Raw genomic sequence first — 21,671 nt, 5'->3', positions numbered from 1 at the left:
GCGGCTAATCACTTGATGTACGGATGAAACGACTGTTATTGGCAGCATGGGCCCGTGACCCAAACGACCGATCGCAGTCCATCGGTGTCCTCACGCGGTAGCGCCGCGCTCGAGCGCCCCTCCGTCGCCAGGGAAGCGTTCCTCGGCGGCGTGGTGGCCGCGGGGCTCGGCCTGGGCACGCTCGCCGTCGTCGTCCTGCTGCTGTGGATCACCTCCTCGTCCCCCGACAGCAGCCCCGACGGGGCGCTGCACGTCGCCGCCGACCTGTGGCTCCTCGGGCACGGCGCCGACCTCGTACGGACCGAGACGCTGTCCGGGCATCCGTCGCCCGTCGGGCTGACCCCGCTGCTCATCAGCGCGCTGCCCTGCTGGCTGCTCTACCGCGCCGCGCAGCACGCGGTCTACCAGGGCCAGGCGGAGGAGGCCGAGGGCCAGTGGGTGCCCGAGGAATCCGTCGTCGACCCCCGTACCGCCTTCGGCTGGGTGACGGGCGGCTATCTGCTCGTCGGCACGGCGGCCGTGCTGTACGCCACGGCCGGGCCGCTGCACGTCGACCCGCTCAGCGCCGCACTGCAGCTGCCGCTCGTCGCCGCGGCCGTCACCGCCCTCGGCGTGTGGGTGGCCGACGGCCGGTTCCCGGTGCGGCCGCCCGCGCGGGTGAAGGCGGCGCTGGGCCGGGTGCCGGGCGCGGCGTGGCTGGCGGCGGGCGCCGTCCGCTGCGCGTCGTGGCTGCGCGGAAGCTGGTGCCGACGGCGCCGGCTGCTCGCCGCGTGCCGCGCCGGGGCCAGCGGGGTCATGGTGCTGCTCGGCAGCGGCGCGCTGCTCGCCGGGGTGTCGGTGCTGAGCCACACGGGGTCAGTGCAGGTGGCGTTCCTCCAGCTCAGCGACGTATGGCAGGGCCGCTTCGCGGTGCTGCTGGTCAGCCTGGCGCTGCTGCCGAACGCCATCGTGTGGGGTGCTTCGTACGGCATCGGCGCCGGTTTCGCGGCCGGGGGCGGCAGCGTGGTCGCCCCGCTCGGCGTCACGACCTACCCCCAGCTGCCGCACTTCCCCCTGGTCTCGGCGCTGCCCGAGGAGGGTCCGCACTGGCCGGTGAATTGGCTGATCGGGGCCCTGGCGGGGGCGTCGGTGGCCTGGCTGACGGCGGTCGCGGCGGCCCGGCGGCCCGGCAAGGGCGCGCCCCGCCCGGCGTGGGGCTGGGGCGAGACGGCGGTGCTGGCGGGGCTCGCGGCGCTCGGCTGCGCGGTCGTGATGGCGCTGCTGGCCGCCGTGTCCGGCGGACCGCTGGGCGCGGGCATCCTCGCCGACCTCGGCCCCGACTGGTGGCGCACCGGCACGGCCACGCTCGCCTGGACCGGGCTGATCGCGGTGCCCGGGGCGCTGGTGGTGCGCTGGGTGCGGCTGTACGTCCCCACCAGGGCGACCTGGGCGGAGTGGAAGGCGGCCCGCGCGGCGAAGGCCCAGGCCCGGGCGGACGTGCGGGCGAAGGAGCGGGCGGCCCACGAGGAGGCACTGGCCCGGGTGGCGCTGGAGCCGAAGCCGGAGCCGGAGGCCGAACAGATCGACCTGCGGAAGGCCATGGCCGAGCCCTGGTGGCAGTGGCTGAAGCCGAGCCCGCGGCAGCGCGGCAAGGGAAAGCGAGGCAAGGCGAAGCGCGAGCCGGAGCGCGCCCCGGATCCGGCGACGAGCCCGGGCCTGGGCTCCGGGGTCGGCACCGGTATGGGCGCGGGCACGATGGCCGACTTCATGGGCGGCATGGTGGGCGCGACCGGCCCGATGGTGGGCCCGGGCCCGGTGGAGGCGCAGGCCACGCCCCCGCACCGGAAACCCGACGCCCCGGAGGAGACCCCGTAGACCGCCGCAGCCGCCCCGGACAGGACGTCCGGGGCGGCTGCGGCATGCGGGTGGTGCGGGTATCGCCGGTGTGCTATTCGCCGGTGCTGAGGAGGGGCCGCAGCTCCTTGGGGAGCTGCTTCTCGCAGGCCTGCTGGGAGGTCTGGGTGAGAGCGTCCTCCACGCAGCTGTAGTAGTCCTTGTAGACGATCTGGAAGCTGAACGTCGCCGCCACGATCGCGAGCGCGAGCCCGCCCGTCACCAGCCCGCTGATCGCCGCCGTCGACTGCGGCTTCGACGAGCCGGAGCCGGAGCCGGTGCCGGGCGCGGGCAGCCGGGCCGGGGTGGCGCCGGGCGGCGGGGGCGGCGCGTTGAGCGGGGCGTTCGCCGTGCCGCTCACCGCGGCGGCCGAGGCCGTGGCCTTACGGCGCGGCTTGGCCCGCAGCGAGCTGATGCCCCAGTACAGCGCGAGCGCGCCGAGCAGCAGCGCGATCTGCGCCAGGCTGAAGAGCGCGAAAAAGAACGCCCACATGCCCGCCAGCAGCGCGTACCGGGCGCGCCGCTGGGCCGGGTCGGTGGGGTCCCAGCCGCGCGGACCGGCCGGGCCGCCGCCCTGGCCGCCGGGGCCGGACGGACGGTTGCCGCCGGTGCCGGGACCGGAGCCGAAGCCGCCGCCCTGCCGACCGGGCTGGCGGCTGCTCCACTGGCTGCCCCAGGCCGGGGGCTGCTGCGGCTGGTCGTCCTGACCGCTCTGCGAGCCCTGGCCGCCGCTCTGCGCGTCCTGGCCGCCCTGGGCGTCACCGTTCCCGCTGTCGCTGCTGCTGTCGCCGTCGGGCCGGTGCCGGGGCTGCCAGGGCTGGTCGGGCCTGCCCTCGGGCGGCGGGGCGAACGGATTGTCCTCGGGCCGGTCCTCGCCGTGGTGGCCCCCGGACGAGGCGGAGGAGGGCGAGGAGGACGAGGGGGATGAGGAGGAGGACGACGGTGACTGCTGCTCGCGCAGCAGCGGCGTCGTACGCGACGTGCGGGCGCGCCTCATCGCCGCCCCCCGGTGTGGGCGGGGGTCGGAGTGAGGCGATGTGCCGCGCGGCGGCGTCGGTCCGGCATCTGGAATGTGTCTTCCCCTTGTGTCGTCGTCCTGCACACCCGGGCCCGGGTACGGCTGCTTCCGTACGGCTCGGCGGGGCGGGCGCGACGGTCGTTCCCACGGCGTCAGTTGGATTCGCAGTCCAGACGCTACCTCCCGTGCCCGCCCCCGTCCCCCGGGGGCCGCTTCGTGTGCCGGTATCGTTGCTGACGGTCGGCGGCTTCGTAGAGTTCCCCGGAATTCAACAGGCCATGACCTTGTACGACCACACAAACGGCAGCACCGCCCGCGAGAAAGATCCCCGCCGTGGCCTCCCCGCCCCTCCCTGCCCCTTCCGGGTCCCCTGCCCGTCTCGTCGTCCTCGTCTCCGGCTCCGGTACGAATCTGCAGGCGCTCCTCGACGCCATCGCCGACGACGGCGCCGCGGCCTACGGAGCCCAGATCGTGGCCGTCGGCGCCGACCGCCGCGACATCGCCGGTCTGGAGCGCGCCGAGCGCGCCGGTATCCCCACCTTCGTCTGCCGCGTCAAGGACTACGCGAACCGCGCCGAATGGGACGCGGCGCTGGCAGTTCAGACCGCCGCGTTCGAGCCGGACCTGGTGGTCTCGGCGGGATTCATGAAGATCCTGGGCAAGGAGTTCCTGGCCCGCTTCGGCGGCCGGTGTGTGAACACCCACCCGGCCCTGCTGCCCAGCTTTCCCGGTGCCCACGGGGTGCGCGACGCGCTCGCGTACGGCGTGAAGGCCACCGGCTGCACCGTCCACTTCGTCGACGACGGCGTCGACACCGGCCCGATCATCGCCCAGGGCGTGGTCGAGGTCCGGGACGAGGACGACGAGTCCGCTCTGCATGAGCGGATCAAGGAAATCGAGCGTTCGCTGCTCGTCGAGGTCGTGGGGCGTCTGGCCCGTCACGGCTACCGCATTGAGGGACGAAAGGTAAGGATCCCGTGACCGCCGAAGGTACCAAGCGGCCCATCCGCCGCGCGCTGGTCAGCGTGTACGACAAGACCGGGCTCGAGGAGCTGGCACAGGGGCTGCACGCGGCGGGTGTCCAGCTCGTCTCGACCGGCTCGACGGCCGCGAAGATCGCGGCGGCGGGCGTTCCGGTGACCAAGGTCGAGGAGCTGACCGGCTTCCCGGAATGTCTGGACGGCCGCGTCAAGACGCTGCACCCGCGCGTCCACGCGGGCATCCTCGCCGACCAGCGCCTCGACGCGCACCGCGAGCAGCTCACCGAGCTGGGCGTCGAGCCGTTCGAACTGGTCGTCGTCAACCTCTACCCGTTCCGCGAGACGGTCGCCTCGGGCGCCTCGCCCGACGAGTGCGTCGAGCAGATCGACATCGGCGGTCCGTCGATGGTCCGCGCCGCCGCCAAGAACCACCCGTCCGTGGCGGTCGTCGTCAACCCGGCCGCCTACGGTGACGTCCTCAAGGCCGCCGCCGACGGCGGCTTCGACCTGGCGCGCCGCAAGCGGCTGGCGGCCGAGGCGTTCCAGCACACCGCGGCGTACGACGTGGCGGTCGCCAACTGGTTCGCCGACGCCCGCGGCGGAGCCGCTGATGGGCACAGCGCCGCCGATGGCGAGGGCGAGTGGCCGGACTTCACCGGCGCGACCTTCACCCGCAAGCAGGTCCTGCGCTACGGCGAGAACCCGCACCAGCCCGCCGCGCTCTACAGCGACGGCAGCGGCACCGGCCTCGCGCACGCGGAGCAGCTGCACGGCAAGGAGATGTCGTACAACAACTACGTCGACACCGAGGCCGCCCGCCGCGCCGCCCATGACCACACCGAGCCGTGCGTCGCGATCATCAAGCACGCCAACCCCTGCGGGATCGCGACCGGCGCGGACGTCGCCGAAGCGCACCGCAAGGCGCACGCGTGCGACTCGCTGTCGGCGTTCGGCGGCGTGATCGCCGTCAACCGTCCGGTGTCGGTCGCCATGGCGGAGCAGGTCGCGGAGATCTTCACCGAGGTCATCGTCGCGCCCGGGTACGAGGACGGCGCGGTCGAGGTGCTGGCCCGTAAGAAGAACATCCGCGTGCTGCGCTGCGCCGACGCGCCCGCCGCCGTCACCGAGCAGCGGCCCATCGAGGGCGGCACGCTGGTGCAGGCCAAGGACCGGTTCCAGGCCGAGGGCGACGACCCGGCGAACTGGACCCTGGCGACCGGTGCGGCGCTGGACGCCGACGGCCTCGCCGAGCTGGCCTTCGCCTGGCGCGCCTGCCGGGCGGTCAAGTCCAACGCGATCCTGCTCGCCAAGGACAACGCCACGGTCGGCGTCGGCATGGGTCAGGTCAACCGCGTCGACTCGGCCAAGCTGGCCGTGGCCCGGGCGGGCGAGGAGCGGGCGGCCGGTGCGTACGCCGCCTCCGACGCCTTCTTCCCGTTCCCGGACGGCTTCGAGGTGCTGGCCGAGGCGGGCGTCAAGGCCGTGGTGCAGCCGGGCGGCTCGGTCCGCGACGAGCAGGTGGTCGAGGCGGCCAGCAAGGCGGGCGTGACCATGTACTTCACCGGTACGCGCCACTTCTTCCACTGAGCCCGCCCGACGCGACATATCTCACTGGAGGCCGCACCCCGAGGTCAGGGGTGCGGCCTCCGCCGCCCACCCCACCGCGTCCCCTCTCACAGGCCCTTCTCATGGGCCCTGAGTGGAATCGATGTCCCCGCATCCGGGAGGATGAAGCCATGACCGCCCAGATTCTCGATGGCAAGGCAACCGCCGCCGCGATCAAGTCCGATCTCGTCAGCCGCGTGGAGGCGCTGAAGGCCAAGGGCGTCCATCCCGGCCTCGGAACCCTGCTCGTCGGCGAAGACCCGGGCAGCAAGTGGTACGTCGCGGGCAAGCACCGCGACTGCGCCCAGGTCGGCATCGCGTCCATCCGCCGCGACCTGCCCGACACCGCCACCCAGGAGGAGATCGAGGCGGCGGTCCGCGAGCTGAACGAGGACCCGGAGTGCACGGGCTACATCGTCCAGCTGCCGCTGCCCAAGGGCATCGACACCAACCGGGTGCTGGAGCTGATCGACCCGGCCAAGGACGCCGACGGGCTGCACCCGATGAGCCTCGGCAAGCTGGTGCTGAACGAGACCGCGCCGCTGCCGTGCACGCCGCAGGGCATCATCCAGCTGCTGCGCCACCACGGCGTGGAGATCAACGGCGCGCATGTGGTGGTCGTCGGCCGCGGCATCACCGTGGGCCGGTCGATCGGGCTGCTGCTCACCCGCCGCTCCGAGAACGCGACGGTCACGCTGTGCCACACCGGCACCCGCGACCTGTCCGCGCAGCTGCGCCAGGCCGACATCATCGTGGCGGCCGCCGGGGTGCGGCACCTGGTGAAGGCGGAGGACGTCAAGCCGGGCGCCGCGGTGCTCGACGTGGGCGTCAGCCGGGACGCGGAGGGCAAGATCGCGGGCGATGTGCACCCCGACGTGTCCGAGGTCGCGGCCTGGATCTCGCCGAACCCGGGCGGCGTCGGCCCGATGACGCGCGCTCAGCTGCTGGTCAACGTCGTGGAAGCGGCGGAGCGGGACGCGAAGGCGGCCGCCGACGGCGGTGCCGGTCATGACGGCTGAGGCGAGCGAGGAGCCCGCGACCGGTCAGCCGGCGGCGGGTCAGAAGGCGGCGGCTGATGACCAGGCTCCGGCCGATGGGGCTCCAGCCGATGGAGCGGCGACCGGTGGAGCGGAGACCGGTGGGGCTTCGGCCGGTGGCGCTGCGACCGGTGGCGCTGCGGCCGGTGGGGCCTCGTCGGGTAAGCCGACGGTCGCGGAACTGCCCGGGCTGCTGCTCCGTAAGTCCCGCCGCTTCCCGCTGATCACCCGCGACACCGCGCGTCCGCAGGGCGGCGGCCGGGCCGCGCCCGGCAGCGCCCCGTCGGCCGCCCGGCAGTGGCCGTTCCTGGCCGTGGTGGGCGGCGTTGCGCTCGGGCTGCTGATCGTCTCGCTGGACGGCTTCCGGCTGGGCACGGCGCTGATCGGGCTGTCCCTGCTGGCGGGCGCCGCGCTGCGGTGGGCGCTGCCGGAGGTGGGGATGCTGGCCGTACGGTCGCGCTTCACCGACCTGCTGACGTACGGCGGGCTCGGCGCGGTGATCGTGCTGCTGTCGCTGATGGTCCAGCCGGACCCCTGGATCAAGCTCCCGTTCCTTCAGGACGTGGTGCACTTCACGGTCCGCTAGTCCGCGCCCTCCGCACGGCCCGTCAACGGAACGGCGGCCCGTCCTCACCCCCCGCGGGAGGACGGGCCGCCGTTGGCTTGTTCGCTTCCCTCACGGACCCTGACGGCGGTCCGCCCTCTCCCCCGAAGAAGGACGGACCGCCTGATGACCAGGGTTGTGTGTCAGCTGTGCGGGATCAATGAGTGTCGGGCGCCTGTGGCTTGGAAGTGACAGTTCCGCAACGAGGTCTCGGCCGTGCAACGACGAGCAGGAGCAGGGGGAGTGCGCTCCCCAGTCCGAAATGCTCCGATGCGCCCCCGCGCGAGGAACTGACATCCTGGGGCAAGGCATCTCTTTGGGTAGTCACTTCGGCGCCCAGAGCCAGGGGAACGACCAGGTACGTACGGGGGGACAGGGGGAGGCACATGCCTCGTTGGAGGGACCTGCCGGAGGAACTCGATCCGCAGGTGCGGGAGTTCACCGGGCAGTTACGCGGGCTCGTCGACCGGAGCGGGATGAGCGTCGTGGCCATCGCCGACCGCACGGGCTACAGCAAGACCTCCTGGGAGCGTTACCTCGGCGGCAGACTCCTGCCGCCGCAGGGCGCGGTGGAGGCGCTGGCCGAGGCGACGGGCGCGGACGTGGGGCATCTCAGCACCCTGTGGGAGCTGGCGGAGCGGGCGTGGAGCCGCGCCGAGATGCGGCACGACGTCACGATGGAGGCGATCCGCGTCGACCGGGCTAGGGCGGCGCTGGAGGAGTTCGCGCCGCCGCCGGTGGAGAAGAAGAACGGGCGCAAACCGGCGAAGTCCAACCCGGCAGCCTTCCCGAGCGTGCGGAGCACCCCGGGTGCGCAAAGCACCCCGGGCGCCCCGAGTACCCCGAGTACCCCGAGTGTTCAGGGCGTTGACGTACCCGCGCCCGAACACCCGCTGGTGGAGCCCGTCCCGGCGGCGTCATCGCCCGCGCAGCCCACCGCGCCCGCCGCGCCCACCCCGCCCTCACCACCTGAGGGCGATGAGCCGGGCCCGCCGCGTCCCGCCGAGCGGCCCCGGCGCCGTATCGCGCTGTTCGCCGCGGGCGTCGTCGGCACGCTGCTGATCGTGGCCGGTGCCGTACTCGTGACCAGCCAGGGCGACAGCGGCGAGAAGCGGGCCCAGAAGCAGGTCAAGGCCCCCGCCACCACCGCCTCCCGGCTCCCGGCCGGGGTGAAGTGCTCCGGGGACGACTGCGCCGGGAAGGACCCGGAGGCCATGGGCTGCGGCGGCAAGCACGCCACGACGACCGCGAACGCGATGGTCGGGACGGCGTACGTCGAGGTCCGCTACAGCAAGGTCTGCGGCGCCGCATGGGCCCGCATCGCCCAGGCGGCCCCCGGTGATCAGGTACAGGTCAGCGCCCCCGCCAAGGGCGGCGGGACGGGCCGTGCCGAGCGCGGCACGGTCGACGCGGACGGCGACGCGTACACCGCCATGGTCACCGCGGACGCCACCTCGCGGGCCACCGCGTGCGCCACCCTCACCGGCGGCCAGCGCGGCTGCACGCCACGGGAGGGCACCGCGGATCCGTCCGGGGGAATTTCGGAACGGGGGGAATGACCCCCGGGAATCGGGGCAGGCGCAGGCCGAACCCCCCCACGGGTGCGGCACCGGGCGGCCGTCTGTACTCCCCCTCCTGGCAGGCGGCCGCCGGGGCGTGGCCGGTGAGCGGCGACACACAGGCCCGGGGATGCGGGCGCCGCGTCGTCGGATAGCCTGACGCCGGTATCTCGACACCAAGAGATCTCGGACAAACACAGCGCAGGAGACCGCCATGACCCGCACTCCCGTCAATGTCACCGTCACCGGCGCGGCCGGCCAGATCGGCTACGCGCTGCTCTTCCGCATCGCCTCCGGTCAGCTTCTCGGCGCTGATGTGCCGGTCAAACTGCGGCTTCTGGAGATCCCCCAGGGGCTGAAGGCGGCCGAGGGCACCGCGATGGAGCTGGACGACTGCGCGTTCCCGCTGCTGCGCGGCGTGGACATCTCCGACGACCCGAACGTCGCCTTCGACGGCGCCAACGTCGCGCTGCTGGTCGGCGCCCGCCCGCGTACCAAGGGCATGGAGCGCGGCGACCTGCTGGAGGCCAACGGCGGCATCTTCAAGCCGCAGGGCAAGGCCATCAACGACCACGCGGCGGACGACATCAAGGTCCTGGTCGTGGGCAACCCGGCCAACACCAACGCGCTGATCGCCCAGGCCGCCGCCCCGGACGTACCGGGCGACCGCTTCACCGCGATGACGCGCCTGGACCACAACCGCGCGCTGTCGCAGCTGGCCCAGAAGACCGGGGTGCCGGTCGCGGAGATCAAGAAGCTCACGATCTGGGGCAACCACTCCGCCACCCAGTACCCGGACGTCTTCCACGCCGAGGTCGGGGGCAAGAACGCCGCCGAGGTCGTCAACGACGAGCAGTGGCTGGCCGACACCTTCATCCCGACCGTCGCCAAGCGCGGCGCCGCGATCATCGAGGCCCGTGGCGCGTCCTCGGCCGCTTCCGCCGCCAACGCCGCCATCGACCACGTCCACACCTGGGTCAACGGCACCGAAGCCGGTGACTGGACCTCCATGGGTATCCCGTCGGACGGTTCGTACGGCGTGCCGGAGGGGCTGATCTCGTCGTTCCCGGTCACCACCAAGGACGGCAAGTACGAGATCGTCCAGGGCCTGGAGATCAACGAGTTCTCCCGCACCCGCATCGACGCGTCGGTGAAGGAGCTGGAGGAGGAGCGCGAGGCCGTGCGCGGTCTCGGCCTCATCTGACGCGCCCCGCCGCGGACTTCCGAAGGGTCACCCTCCGTTATTCACTCCGGAGGGTGACCCTTTGGCTATTCGCTGTTCTTGCGCCCCACCTTCTCCTACCGTAAGAGGGGTTGACGCCGGCCTCGGGGGGAGAGCATGGGCACAGGCAGTCGCAGTGATCCTGAAACCAGACACCCGGACAGATATGCGGCCAGTGAGGCCACGCGGCTGCTGTGCGCGGGGGCGTATCTGGACGATGACTTCCGGGACGCGGTCGTGGACGAGCTGCTGGTCCACGAGGAGCGTGTCGTGGCCCCGTCGCTGGGCATCGACGCGTCCCGGGTGCTCGCCCACGCGCTGCGCGCCCGCCGCCTGGAGGCGGGCTGGATTCTGCTGCTGATCGGGCTCTGGCTGCTGCACGCCCTGCTGGCCAAGGGCTTCTTTCTCATCTTCGTGCTGTCCTGCGGGCTGTTACTGGTGGCGACCTGGGCCAGGGGCGGCGCCTCGGGCCCGTTCCGCGCCGACTATCCGGGGTCGGACGGGATCCCGCCCTCGCGGCGGCGGCTGGCCGCGGTGCTGCGGGTGGCCGGAGTGCTGCTGCTGATCGTCTATGTCTTCTCCGCGCTGGAGCTGGTCTTCTCGGACGATCCGGAGCCGAGCACCCTGGACGGTGGCGCGCTCTCGGAGCTGACGGCCGCGTCGGGCACGGGCGCCGCCTGGGCCGCGCTGCTCATCCCCACCGCGATGGCCGCGGCGGTCGCCCTGCACCGCGAGCATGTGGCCCGGGTGCTGTCCAGCGACCTCGATCCGCAGACCTTCGCCACTCCGGCCGACGACCCCGCCGAGCGCTCCGGCAGCGCCCGCGTCCGGCGGGTGCGGGAGCTGATCCGGCGCGAGCAGCACGCGCCCGTGATCCTCTACCACGATCAGCACCCCTTTCTCGGAGCGGGCACCGCGCACGCCACCTGGACGCTCGCGGTCGAGCTGCGGCCGCGCGAGGGCCGTACGGCGGTGCCGCTCGACAACCGGGTGGTCCTGGAGCGGATCCGGCCGCTGGTGGAGAGCCTGCGCACCCCGTCCGCCCGGCCTCCCGCCCAAAGTCCTGTAGCGCCGAGTCCCGTGGTGCCGACTTCCGTGGTGCCGAGGCAGTCGGTCGAGATCCGCGACCGGCTGCGCGGTCTGGAGCTGGACGAGTGCGTGTTCGTGAAGGCCACCGGGCTGCGCAGCCGCTCCCTCGCGCCGTACGGAGAGGCGCACTTCGAGCGGGAGCGGGCCGAGGCGGTCGAGGAGGGCGGCGAGGTCCGGCGGCACTTCCTGCGCATCAGGGTCGGAGCCTGGAAGGAGGAGGTCGTCACCACCGTCTTCGTCCGGGTGCACACCCAGGGCGGCATGCTGATGCTGGAGTTCGCCCCGCATGTGCTGCGCCCGATCCGCCCGGACTTCCGCGCGATCGACCGGCTCACCGACTCCCACCGCCGAGGCGGACTGCCGGGCAAGGCGCTGTGGGCGCTGGCCCGGACGCCCACGGCCGCGGGCCGCGTACTGGTCCACGGCTTCCGGATGATCGCCTTCTTCGTGCGGATGTACACGGGCGCCTATGGCGCGGCCATCCCCGACGGGCCCTGGAAGTCCGTGCGCGAGCTGGGCAGCGACCACAGCGCCTCGCTCTTCCAGGAGATGGACGTCAGCCGCTATCTGAAGAGCGTCGAGGACCGGGTGGCCAACGGGGTCCGGCAGGCGCTGGACGAAGCCGGGTGGGAGACCGGCGAGTTCGAGCAGAAGATCATCAACGTGAGCGGTGGCGGCATCTTCATCGAGTCCGCACAGGACAGCGCCATCACCGTCGGCGACAACAACACGGTCAGCAACACCAGGGGCAACAGAGGGGGAGGCGGCGATGGGGACGGCTGAGAGGGACGAGGAAAGCGGCGCGGGCACGGCCGGAGGCCAGGGCGGGCGGCGGTTCGGGAACATCCGCATCGGCAATGTGCGCGACGGCGTCGTCGGTATCGGCGACAACAACCACATCGTGAACGGGCCGCAGGGCGGCGCCATCTGCGACCCCGCGTACGAGGAGCTGCTGCGCGCCGTCGGGCAGCTCTCCGCCGATCTGGCGCGGCTGGTCGACAGCCCGCAGGTCAGCGCCCTGTCGGACGAACTGACCAGCACCCAGGACGAGATCCAGCGCACCGGCCGGGCCGGGGCGGGCCGTCTCGCCCGGCTCCGGGTGCTGCTGCAGGACGCCGGGGCCGGTATCGGCATGCTGGCGTCGGGCGTTGCCGTCGGCCAGGCGGTCGGCGCGCTGCTGGGCGGCTGAGATGAGCACGCCGAGCGACGAGCGCGGCCCCCGCTGGGACGAGGCCGCGCAGCGCTGGGTGGGGGCGGGCGCCGAGCCGCCCGCCCCGGGCAGACGGCCGCCCAGTCCGCACCGGGGGCCGGTGCTGCTCGTGGTGCTGGCCGTGGTGCTCATCGGCGGCATCGGCGTCGGCGCCTGGCAGCTGCTGTCGGACAACGGCGATGACACGGCGCAGGAGGGCAGCGGCGGCCCGAGCGCGACAGCGTCCGGCTGGGACAGCGGCTCGCCCGCGCCGTCGGATGTGGTGCCGTCGTCGGCGCAGCCGTCCGTATCGCCGTCGGGGTCGGTCGCCGCGGGCAGCGGTCCACCGCCGCAGGGGTATCAACGCACCGCCGATCCTGACGGGTTCACGCTAAACGTCCCGGAGGGCTGGGACCGCGTCAAGCGCGATACGGGCGTCTTCTACGAGTCGTCCGACGCGAGCCGTCTGATCCAGGTGTTCGCCCTGACCAGCCCACAGATCACCCCGTACGAGGCGCTCAAGCAGGCCGAGACCAGCCTCAAGAAGAACCCCGGCTACAAGCGGTACGGGCTGAAGCGGCTCGGCGCGGGGGACGACTCCGAGGCGCAGCTGGAATACGGCTATCGCAGCGAGAAGTACGGCCCGCGCCGCGTCGTCGACCGTGCCTTCACCGGGCCGGACGGGGTGCAGTACGCGGTGCTGGTGGCGGGCCCGTCCGACGAGTGGCCGGACCAAGTGGAGCGGCAGCGGATCGTGTTGGACGCCTTCTGCCCCACCGCGTACTGCCCGGCGGGCTGAGCGCGCACATCTGCCGTACATCTCCGGTGGCCAACTATCCGGCATCGGGGCGGTAGCGGAGGTGGGCGCGGCGCGCATACTGGGTACACCGTATGTCGGCTAACTCGGTTAACTCAGCTTATCGGTAGAAGTATGCGATTTAGGGGGAGCGGGCATGGCTGACGGGGGTTCGGGGGAGCGGTGGGAGCCAGACGGCGAGGGCCCGGCGGAGCGGCCGGGCGCCGGTCCCGGCGCCGGTCCCGGCGCGGGAGCGGGCGCCGGAGCGGGCGCCGGAGCGGGGGACGAGACGCGGCGGGTGCTGCAGGCGGTCGCGGTCACGCTGTTCCTGACCGTCGGGATCGCGTTCTCCGGCTGGGTGGCCTTCGGCGGTGACGGGACGACGGGGAAACAGGCGGGGCCGCTGCCCTGGGACCGCGCGACCCCCAAGCCCTCGGCGACCGCGGACGCCACCGCGCCCGGCGATGTCTATCCCGCGCCCGAGACCGGCGCGCCCACCGATCTGCCGTCGGGGCTGCCGAGCGCGGCGCCGTCCGGGCTGCCCTCGGCGTATCCGTCCGGGGCGCCGTCCGCGTCCGCCTCGGCGGGTCCGTCCCTGACGGGCTCCGCGCCGCCCGCGGGCTTCAGCACCGCGCGGGACCCGGAGGGCTTCGACATCGCCGTCCCCGAGGGATGGCGGCGGACGGTGGAGGGCCCGAGCGTCTTCTACACCTCGCCCGACGACTCGACCAAGATCCAGGTGTTCGAGCTGCACGGCCCCGAGGCCACGCCGTATGAGTCGGCGCAGGAGGCCGAGCGGCTGGCGTCCCGCAACCGCGGCTACGAGCAGATCACCCTCGCCCAGCTCGGCGCCGCCGCCATGGACCCGGCCCAGCTGGAGTACACGTACGTGAGCAAGGAATCCGGCGACCGCCGGATACTCGACCGCCGCTTCGCCGCCCAGAACGGCACCATGTACGCGGTGCTGATCATCGGCCCCGCCGATGACCGGGCGCAGGAGCAGTCGCTGCACGACACCGTGCTGGAGACCTTCTGCCCCACCGCCTACTGCACCGCTTCGTAGATCGCGTACCTGCCTCGCACACGCCTCACACCCCAGGCCGCGCGTCCGTCCCGCGTGAGCCGGGCCACTTTCAAGGAAAAATTGCGCATACGTTTCCCGGTTCCGGTAAGGGGTCCCTGTTGCTGGCGTGGCCAGCGCAAACGCTCGCAACACCGGAAGGCTGAGGTAGACGTGTCGGCAGTCGAGACCATTCATGTGGACGGGGTGTGGCGAGCGGCCGCATCCAGCGCGCAGCGGGAGGTTCTCGACCCCGCGGACGCCAAGACCCTCGCAGTCGTCGCCGAGGGCGGCGCCGAGGACACCGACGCGGCCATCGCCGCCGCGCGCCGCGCCTTCGACAGCGGCCCCTGGCCGCACACCCCGGTCGCCGAGCGGGCGGCGCTGCTGCGGCGGGTCGCCGATCTGCTCCAGCGCGACCGTGAGGAGATCGCGCTCCTGGAGAGCCGCGACACCGGCAAGACGCTGGAAGAGGGCCGGGTCGACGTCGACGACGTGACCAACGCCTTCCGCTACTTCGCCGAGCTGGTCGCGGGCGAGTCGGCGGGCCGTGTGGTCGACGCGGGCAGCCCCGATGTGCACAGCGTCGTGGTGCGTGAGCCGGTCGGCGTCTGCGCGATGATCACCCCCTGGAACTACCCGCTGCTCCAGGCCAGCTGGAAGGTGGCCCCGGCGCTCGCGGCGGGCAACACCTTCGTCATCAAGCCCAGTGAAGTGACCCCGCTGTCCACCGTGCACCTGGTGAAGCTGCTGGTCGAGGCGGGCCTGCCGAACGGTGTGGCCAACCTGGTGACCGGTGCCGGTGACCCGGTCGGCGCCCGGCTGTCCGACCACCCGGATGTGGACCTGGTGTCCTTCACCGGTGGCCTGGCCAGCGGCACCAAGGTGGCCCAGGCCGCCGCACCGAGCGTGAAGAAGGTCGCCCTGGAGCTGGGCGGCAAGAACCCGAACGTCGTCTTCGCCGACGCCTGCGCCACCGAGGAGGGCTTCGACACCGCCGTCGACCAGGCCCTCAACGCCGCGTTCATCCACAGCGGCCAGGTCTGCTCGGCCGGTGCCCGGCTGATCATCGAGGAGTCGGTGCGCGAGCGGTTCGTCGCCGAGCTGGTCAGCCGCGCCGAGAAGATCAAGCTGGGCCGCGGCACCGAAGAGGGTGTCGAGTGCGGCCCGCTCGTCTCGGCCCAGCAGCTCGCCAAGACCCAGGCGTACGTGGCGTCCGCCCTGGAGGAGGGCGCCGTGCTGCGGACCGGCGGCAAGCAGCCCGAGCCGTCCGACGTCCGCCCCGCGACCGGTTACTTCTACCTGCCGACCGTGCTCGACCAGTGCCACCGCGAAATGCGCGTCGTTCGCGAAGAAACGTTTGGCCCGATTCTTTCGGTGGAGACGTTCAGCACCGAAGATGAAGCGGTGGCCCTCGCCAACGACACGGAGTACGGCCTGGCCGGCGCCGTCTGGTCGTCCGACACCGCGCGCGCCCGCCGGGTCGCCGCGCGGCTGCGCCACGGCACCGTGTGGATCAACGACTTCCACCCCTACCTCCCGCAGGCCGAATGGGGCGGCTTCGGCAAGTCCGGCGTCGGACGTGAGCTGGGCCCGGCGGGCCTGGACGAGTACCGCGAGACCAAGCATGTCTACGAGAACCTGCGGCCCAGCCCGGTGCGCTGGTTCGGCGGCTGACGCCCCGCCGCCGGCCCCCGCCCGGGGCGGCACCGCCGGGCCCGGACCTCCCGCCGGGCCCGGGTCCTGTCGCGTCCGGTGACGGCGCCCGGCGTCTCCCCCTTCTCTCCCCTTCGTCCGAAACCCCCCATCCCTTCCGGGGGCGGCCCCCGGCCCGCACCCGTGTGTGCCGCCCCGGAAGACCGGAAGACCGCGAGGAGTAACCCCCACCATGCCCGTACCTGACGCATACGATTACGTCGTTATCGGCGGAGGCACCGCAGGATCGGTGATCGCCTCCCGGCTCACGGAAGATCCGGACGTCCGCGTCGCCGTCATCGAGGGTGGCCCCTCCGACATCGACCGCCCGGATGTCCTCACCCTGCGCCGCTGGCTGGGACTGCTCGGCGGCGACCTGGATTACGACTACCCCACGGTCGAGCAGCCGCGCGGCAACTCGCACATCCGGCACAGCCGCGCCCGGGTGCTCGGCGGATGCTCCTCGCACAACACCCTGATCTCCTTCAAGCCGCTGCCGGGCGACTGGGACGAGTGGGCCGAGGCGGGTGCCGAGGGCTGGGACGCCGCCGAGATGGACCCGTACTTCCACAAGCTGCGCAACAACGTCGTGCCGGTCGACGAGAAGGACCGGAACGCGATCGCCCGGGACTTCGTGGAGGCCGCCCAGGCCGCCGCCGAGGTGCCGCGCGTCGAGGGCTTCAACAAGCAGCCGTTCCATGAGGGCGTCGGCTTCTTCGACCTCTCGTACCACCCGGAGAACAACAAGCGCTCCTCCGCGTCGGTCGCCTATCTGCACCCGTTCCTGGACCGGCAGAACCTCCACATCATGCTGGAGACCTGGGCGCACAAGCTGGAGCTGGACGACAGCGGCCGGGCCACCGGCGTGCATGTGCGCACCAAGGACGGCGAGGAGATCCTCGTCTCGGCGAAGACCGAGGTGCTGGTCTGCGCGGGCGCGGTGGACACCCCGCGGCTGCTGATGCACTCCGGCATCGGCCCCAAGGCCGACCTGGAGGCGCTGGGCATCCCGGTCAAGGTGGATCTGCCGGGCGTCGGTGAGAACCTGCTCGACCACCCCGAGTCGGTGATCGTGTGGGAGACGGACGGCCCGATCCCGGACAACTCCGCGATGGACTCGGACGCCGGTCTGTTCGTGCGCCGGGACCCGGAGTCCAAGGGTCCGGATCTGATGTTCCACTTCTACCAGATCCCCTTCACCGACAACCCCGAGCGGCTGGGCTACGAGCGGCCCGAGCACGGGGTGTCGATGACCCCCAACATCCCCAAGCCGCGCAGCCGCGGCCGGCTGTACCTGACGAGCGCCGACCCCGAGGTCAAGCCCGCCCTCGACTTCCGCTACTTCACGGACGAGGACGACTACGACGGCCGCACCCTGGTCGACGGCATCAAGCTCGCCCGCGAGATCGCCAAGACCGAGCCGCTGTCCGGCTGGCTCAAGCGCGAGGTGTGCCCGGGCCCGGAGATCACCTCGGACGAGGAGATCAGCGAGTACGCCCGTAAGGTCGCGCACACCGTCTACCACCCCGCGGGCACCTGCAAGATGGGCGCCGCGAACGACGACCTGGCCGTGGTCGGCCCCGATCTGCGCATCCGCGGCCTGTCCGGCATCCGGATCGCCGACGCGTCGGTCTTCCCGACCATGCCCGCCGTGAACCCGATGATCGGTGTGCTGATGGTCGGCGAGAAGTGCGCGGACCTGCTGGTCGGGGAGCGTGATCAGGTCCGTTACCGATCGCGCGAGCGAGCCGCCCAGCTCGCCCCGGGAGGTGAGGCGTGATGGCGACGACCCTGGCCCCCGAGACGCCCGACACCCCCAAGACCCCCGAGACCGGCGACCGCACCCCGGTGTTCTCGGTCCGTGACATGTGGAAGGTCTTCGGTCCGAAGGCCGACCGCGTCCCCGGCTCGCCCGACGCCGAGCTGTCCACCGCGGAGCTGCGCGCCCGCACCGGCTGCACGGCCGCCGTCCGGGACGTCTCCTTCGACGTCGAGCCGGGCGAAGTGTTCGTGGTGATGGGGCTCTCCGGCTCCGGCAAGTCCACCCTGGTGCGCTGTCTCACCCGTCTGATCGAGCCGACCTCCGGGACGCTCAAGATCGACGGTGAGGACGTCATGGCCATGGACAAGGCCCGGCTGCGCGAACTGCGCCGCCACCGCGCCGCCATGGTCTTCCAGCACTTCGGGCTGCTGCCGCACCGCTCCGTCCTCGACAACATCGCCTACGGCCTGGAGATCCAGGGCGTCGGCCGGGCCGAGCGCCGCGCCAAGGCCGCCGAGATGGCCGAGAAGGTCGGCCTCAACGGTCTTGAGCGCCGCCGCCCCGGCCAGCTCTCCGGCGGTCAGCAGCAGCGCGTGGGCCTGGCCCGGGCGCTCGCCGTCGACCCCGAGGTGCTGCTGTTCGACGAGCCGTTCAGCGCGCTCGACCCGCTGATCCGCCGCGACATGCAGGAAGAGGTCATCCGGCTGCACCACGACGAGGGCCGGACGATGGTGTTCATCACCCATGACCTCAGCGAGGCGCTGCGGCTCGGCGACCGCATCATGCTGATGCGTGACGGCGGCATCGTGCAGCTCGGCACCCCGGAGGAGATCGTCGGCTCCCCGGCCGACGACTACGTACGGGACTTCGTCCGCGATGTGCCGCGCGAGCAGGTGCTGACCGTGCGCCGCGCGATGCGCCCCGCGAAGTCCGACGAGAAGGACGGCGGCCCCGCGCTGACCCCGAGCACCACCGTCGCCGACGCGATCGAGGCCGTGGCCCGTACCGGCGGCCCCGCGCGCGTCGTCGACGGCGGCCGCTGCCTGGGCGTCGTCGACCACGCCTGCCTGCTCAGCGTCGTCGCGGGCCTGGACGGGAAGGAGGCGGCAGCGGCATGAGTACGCCCCTGACCCCCCTCCCGCGGGGCGGCACCGGGGGGCGCGTGTGAGCGCCACGACCACCCGCCCCCGTACCGACCCCGGCACCGGGCCGCCCGCGGGCAAGACCGGCGCGGACCAGTCGCGCCCGTCGCTGTGGCACACCCTCGTCCGCAGCCGGGCCGTCCACAAGCTCACGGTGCTCGTGGTGATCGCCGCCGTGGTGATACCGCTCGCGCACGCCCAGTGGTCCGGCGGCAGCTGGCCGAGCGCGCTGACCGTCGATGTGTCCGGACCGCTGGAGAAGTCCAGCGACTGGATCCTCGACAACCGCGACAGCCACTGGATCTTCCTCTACTTCTTCGGCCACGTCAGCCAGGCCGTCATCACCGGCGTCCGCGTCGTCTACGTCGCCCTGCTCGCCCTCGGCTGGGCCGGTGTCACCGCCGGTCTGACCCTGGTCGCCTGGCGGCTGGCGGGCGTGCGGGTCGCGGTGACGACCCTCGTGGCCCTCGCCGTCTGCGGACTGCTGGGCATGTGGGTGCCGACGATGCAGACGCTCGCGCTGATGGCCATCGCCGTCACCACGTCCGTCATCGTCGGCGGACTGCTGGGGCTGGCCGGCGGGCTCTCGGAACTGGCGTTCCGGGTGCTGCGGCCGGTGCTCGACACCATGCAGGTGCTGCCCGCGTTCGCGTATCTGCTGCCGGTCGTGATGATCTTCGGCAACGGTGTGCCCGGCGCGGTGCTGGCCACCGTGATCTACGCGGCTCCGCCCATGGCCCGGCTCACCGCCCTCGGCCTGCGCGGCGCGGACGCCGGGGTGCTGGAGGCCGTGGCCTCGCTCGGCGCGACCTGGCGGCAGCGGCTGCTGTCCGCCCGGTTCCCGCTGGCCCGCAAGGAACTGATGCTGGGCATCAACCAGACGATCATGATGGCGCTGTCCATGGCCGTGATCACGTCCGTGATCGGCGGCGGCGGTCTCGGTGACCGCGTCTACCAGGCGCTGTCCAGCGTCGACGTCGGCAAGGCGCTCGCCGCGGGACTCCCGATCGTGCTCCTCGCCGTCGTGATGGACCGCACCATCGGAGCGGCGGGCGAGCGGCTCGGCACGCCCCCGGCCGAGGGCGGCTCCCGGCTGCTGCGCGGCTGGCCCGCGTGGGCGGGCGTCGCGGTGATCACCGCGGTCGTCACCGTCGCCGGACGGCTGTCCGGCTCCCAGACGTGGCCGGGCGGCTGGACCGTCGCCATCGAGGGGCCGGTCAACGAATTCAAGGAATGGATGGTCGACCACCTCTACACCGGTGTGCCGGTCGTCGGTGGCACCGCCGAATGGGCCGCGAACTACCTCAAGTGGGTCCTCGACCCGCTGCGTGAGGGGCTCCAGGGCATCCCGTGGTACGGGATCCTGCTGATCGTCGGGGCGCTGGCCTGGCTGATCGGCACCTGGGCCACCGCGCTGACCGCCACCGCCGCCATGGCCGCGATCGGTGTGCTCGGCGTGTGGGAGGCGTCCATGGACACCCTCTCCCAGGTGCTGGCGGCCGTCTTCGTCACGCTCGTGCTCGGGTTCGCGATCGGCATCTGGGCCGCGCGCAGCGCCCGGCTGGAGCGGATGCTGCGACCGGTGCTGGACGTGTGCCAGACCATGCCGCAGTTCGTGTACCTGATCCCCGTGGTCGCGCTGTTCGGCGTCGGCCGCGCCCCGGCGGCGGCTGCGGCCATCGTCTACGCGCTGCCCGCCGTCATCCGCATCACCACCCAGGGGATCCGGGACGTCGACCCGTCCGCGCTGGAGTCGGCGCGCTCGCTCGGCGCCACCCAGGGGCAGCAGTTGCGCCAGGTCCAGTTGCCGCTGGCCCGTCCGGCGCTGCTGCTCGCCGTCAACCAGGGCGTGGTGCTGGTGCTGGCCGTGGTCGTCATCGGCGGTCTGGTCGGCTCGGGCGCGCTCGGCTACGACGTGCTGTTCGGCTTGGCGCAGGGTGACCTGGCGACCGGTCTGGTGGCGGGCGCGGCGATCGTCTGCCTGGGGCTGATGCTCGACCGGGTGACCCAGCCGACCGCGCGCCGCGACAGGAAGGGGGCCTGAGATGGCTACGGCCCATAACCCTCGCCGTCGGCAGCTGCTGATGGCGGCCACCGGGGTCACGGCCCTGCTCACCGCGACCGGCTGCGGCGCGGCGGACATGTCCAAGCAGTCCTCGCCGTACGCCAATGTGGGCGGTGCGAAGAGCGTGACGCTCTCCGTCCAGTCCTGGGTCGGGGCACAGGCCAACGTGGCCGTCGCCCAGTACCTGCTGGAACATGAGATGGGCTACCACGTCGACACCGTCCAGGTGGACGAGATCCCGGCGTGGGACGCGCTCAGCCAGGGCCGGGTGGACGCGATCCTGGAGGACTGGGGTCACCCGGAGCAGGAACAGCGTTACGTCAAGGACAAGAAGACGATCGCGTCGGGCGGCGGCCTCGGCGTCACCGGCCACATCGGCTGGTGGGTGCCGAAGTACTTCGCCGACAAGCATCCGGACGTCCTCAACTGGAAGAACCTCAACAAGTACGCCAAGACCTTCAAGACCGCGGAAAGCGGTGGGAAGGGCCAGCTGCTGGACGGCTCCCCGTCCTATGTCACCAATGACAAGGCGCTGGTGAAGAACCTGGATCTGAACTACCAGATCGTCTTCGCCGGTTCGGAGTCCGCCCAGATCACCCAGCTCAAGCAGTTCGCCAAGCAGAAGAAGCCCTTCCTGACGTACTGGTACGAGCCGCAGTGGCTGTTCAACCAGGTGCCGATGGAAGAGGTGAAGCTGCCCAAGTACACGGACAAGTGTGCGTCCAAGGGCGAGGAGGACCCCGACTCCATCGACTGCGCCTACCCGACCACCCCGCTGCAGAAGTACCTCAACGCGGACTTCTCGAAGAAGGGCGGCAAGGCCGCCGCCTTCCTGAAGAAGTTCCACTGGACCAAGAAGGACCAGAACGAGGTGTCCGAGCTGATCGCCTCGGACGGGCTGTCGGCGCAGGACGCGGCCAAGAAGTGGATCAAGGCGCATCCGGACGTCTGGAAGAAGTGGCTGCCGTAGCGGCAG

General features: G+C 72.3%; 17 protein-coding genes. 16 read left to right on the top strand and 1 reads right to left on the bottom strand.

From position 1 onward, the window contains the following. Positions 1–54: 54 nt before the first annotated feature. Positions 55–1,854 carry a cell division protein PerM gene (locus tag ACWC5C_RS06350; RefSeq protein ID WP_450874264.1) on the top strand — a complete coding sequence of 600 codons (1,800 nt, stop codon included), beginning with the start codon at positions 55–57 and terminating at the stop codon, positions 1,852–1,854. A gap of 73 nt (positions 1,855–1,927) precedes the next feature. On the opposite strand, the gene ACWC5C_RS06345 is transcribed toward ACWC5C_RS06350, so the two are convergent. Further along, entirely contained in the window at positions 1,928–2,869 is a 942-nt protein-coding gene (locus ACWC5C_RS06345) for a hypothetical protein (protein ID WP_450874262.1), read from the bottom strand. Between the two features lie 354 nt (positions 2,870–3,223). Between ACWC5C_RS06345 and purN the strand changes: the two genes are divergently transcribed. From purN to ACWC5C_RS06270, 15 genes are all read left to right on the top strand, one after another. Then, entirely contained in the window at positions 3,224–3,871 is a 648-nt protein-coding gene (gene purN, locus ACWC5C_RS06340) for a phosphoribosylglycinamide formyltransferase (protein ID WP_450874260.1), read from the top strand. Further along, entirely contained in the window at positions 3,868–5,457 is a 1,590-nt protein-coding gene (gene purH, locus ACWC5C_RS06335) for a bifunctional phosphoribosylaminoimidazolecarboxamide formyltransferase/IMP cyclohydrolase (protein WP_450874258.1), read from the top strand. The genes purN and purH overlap by 4 nt, the downstream gene beginning before the upstream one ends. A gap of 149 nt (positions 5,458–5,606) precedes the next feature. Further along, positions 5,607–6,494: a bifunctional methylenetetrahydrofolate dehydrogenase/methenyltetrahydrofolate cyclohydrolase gene (locus tag ACWC5C_RS06330; RefSeq protein ID WP_385438840.1), complete on the top strand. Its 888-nt coding sequence runs from the start codon at positions 5,607–5,609 to the stop codon at positions 6,492–6,494. A gap of 199 nt (positions 6,495–6,693) precedes the next feature. Continuing rightward, on the top strand, positions 6,694–7,098 hold the full coding sequence (locus tag ACWC5C_RS06325; protein ID WP_450874696.1) for a DUF3017 domain-containing protein: 405 nt from the start codon (positions 6,694–6,696) through the stop codon (positions 7,096–7,098). A 404-nt stretch (positions 7,099–7,502) separates the two neighbouring features. Continuing rightward, the gene (locus ACWC5C_RS06320; protein WP_450874256.1) at positions 7,503–8,675 is read left to right on the top strand and encodes a DUF2690 domain-containing protein; all 1,173 of its coding nucleotides are present in this window, start codon (positions 7,503–7,505) and stop codon (positions 8,673–8,675) included. 214 nt (positions 8,676–8,889) lie between these two features. Then, positions 8,890–9,879, top strand: coding sequence for a malate dehydrogenase (locus ACWC5C_RS06315; protein WP_450874254.1), 990 nt, complete (start codon positions 8,890–8,892; stop codon positions 9,877–9,879). Between the two features lie 135 nt (positions 9,880–10,014). Next, positions 10,015–11,769, top strand: coding sequence for a hypothetical protein (locus ACWC5C_RS06310; RefSeq protein WP_450874252.1), 1,755 nt, complete (start codon positions 10,015–10,017; stop codon positions 11,767–11,769). Further along, the gene (locus ACWC5C_RS06305; protein WP_450874250.1) at positions 11,756–12,175 is read left to right on the top strand and encodes a hypothetical protein; all 420 of its coding nucleotides are present in this window, start codon (positions 11,756–11,758) and stop codon (positions 12,173–12,175) included. Before ACWC5C_RS06310 ends, ACWC5C_RS06305 begins: the two co-directional genes overlap by 14 nt. A gap of 1 nt (position 12,176) precedes the next feature. Then, the gene (locus tag ACWC5C_RS06300; protein WP_450874248.1) at positions 12,177–12,974 is read left to right on the top strand and encodes a hypothetical protein; all 798 of its coding nucleotides are present in this window, start codon (positions 12,177–12,179) and stop codon (positions 12,972–12,974) included. A 154-nt stretch (positions 12,975–13,128) separates the two neighbouring features. Then, positions 13,129–14,034, top strand: coding sequence for a serine/arginine repetitive matrix protein 2 (locus tag ACWC5C_RS06295; RefSeq protein ID WP_450874246.1), 906 nt, complete (start codon positions 13,129–13,131; stop codon positions 14,032–14,034). Between the two features lie 171 nt (positions 14,035–14,205). Continuing rightward, positions 14,206–15,708 (top strand): aldehyde dehydrogenase family protein, encoded by a 1,503-nt coding sequence (locus ACWC5C_RS06290; RefSeq protein ID WP_450874244.1) that lies wholly within the window; start codon positions 14,206–14,208, stop codon positions 15,706–15,708. 211 nt (positions 15,709–15,919) lie between these two features. Continuing rightward, positions 15,920–17,506: a GMC family oxidoreductase gene (locus tag ACWC5C_RS06285; protein ID WP_450874243.1), complete on the top strand. Its 1,587-nt coding sequence runs from the start codon at positions 15,920–15,922 to the stop codon at positions 17,504–17,506. Further along, the gene (locus ACWC5C_RS06280; RefSeq protein ID WP_450874241.1) at positions 17,506–18,606 is read left to right on the top strand and encodes a quaternary amine ABC transporter ATP-binding protein; all 1,101 of its coding nucleotides are present in this window, start codon (positions 17,506–17,508) and stop codon (positions 18,604–18,606) included. Before ACWC5C_RS06285 ends, ACWC5C_RS06280 begins: the two co-directional genes overlap by 1 nt. A 46-nt stretch (positions 18,607–18,652) precedes the next feature. After that, positions 18,653–20,674, top strand: coding sequence for an ABC transporter permease (locus ACWC5C_RS06275; RefSeq protein WP_450874239.1), 2,022 nt, complete (start codon positions 18,653–18,655; stop codon positions 20,672–20,674). A gap of 1 nt (position 20,675) precedes the next feature. Then, on the top strand, positions 20,676–21,665 hold the full coding sequence (locus tag ACWC5C_RS06270; RefSeq protein WP_450874237.1) for an ABC transporter substrate-binding protein: 990 nt from the start codon (positions 20,676–20,678) through the stop codon (positions 21,663–21,665). Positions 21,666–21,671 lie beyond the last annotated feature (6 nt).

Source organism: Streptomyces sp. NPDC001700 (assembly GCF_053596435.1).
Note: the sequence above shows the minus strand (reverse complement) of the source record. Positions and strands in the feature narration are given on the sequence as shown.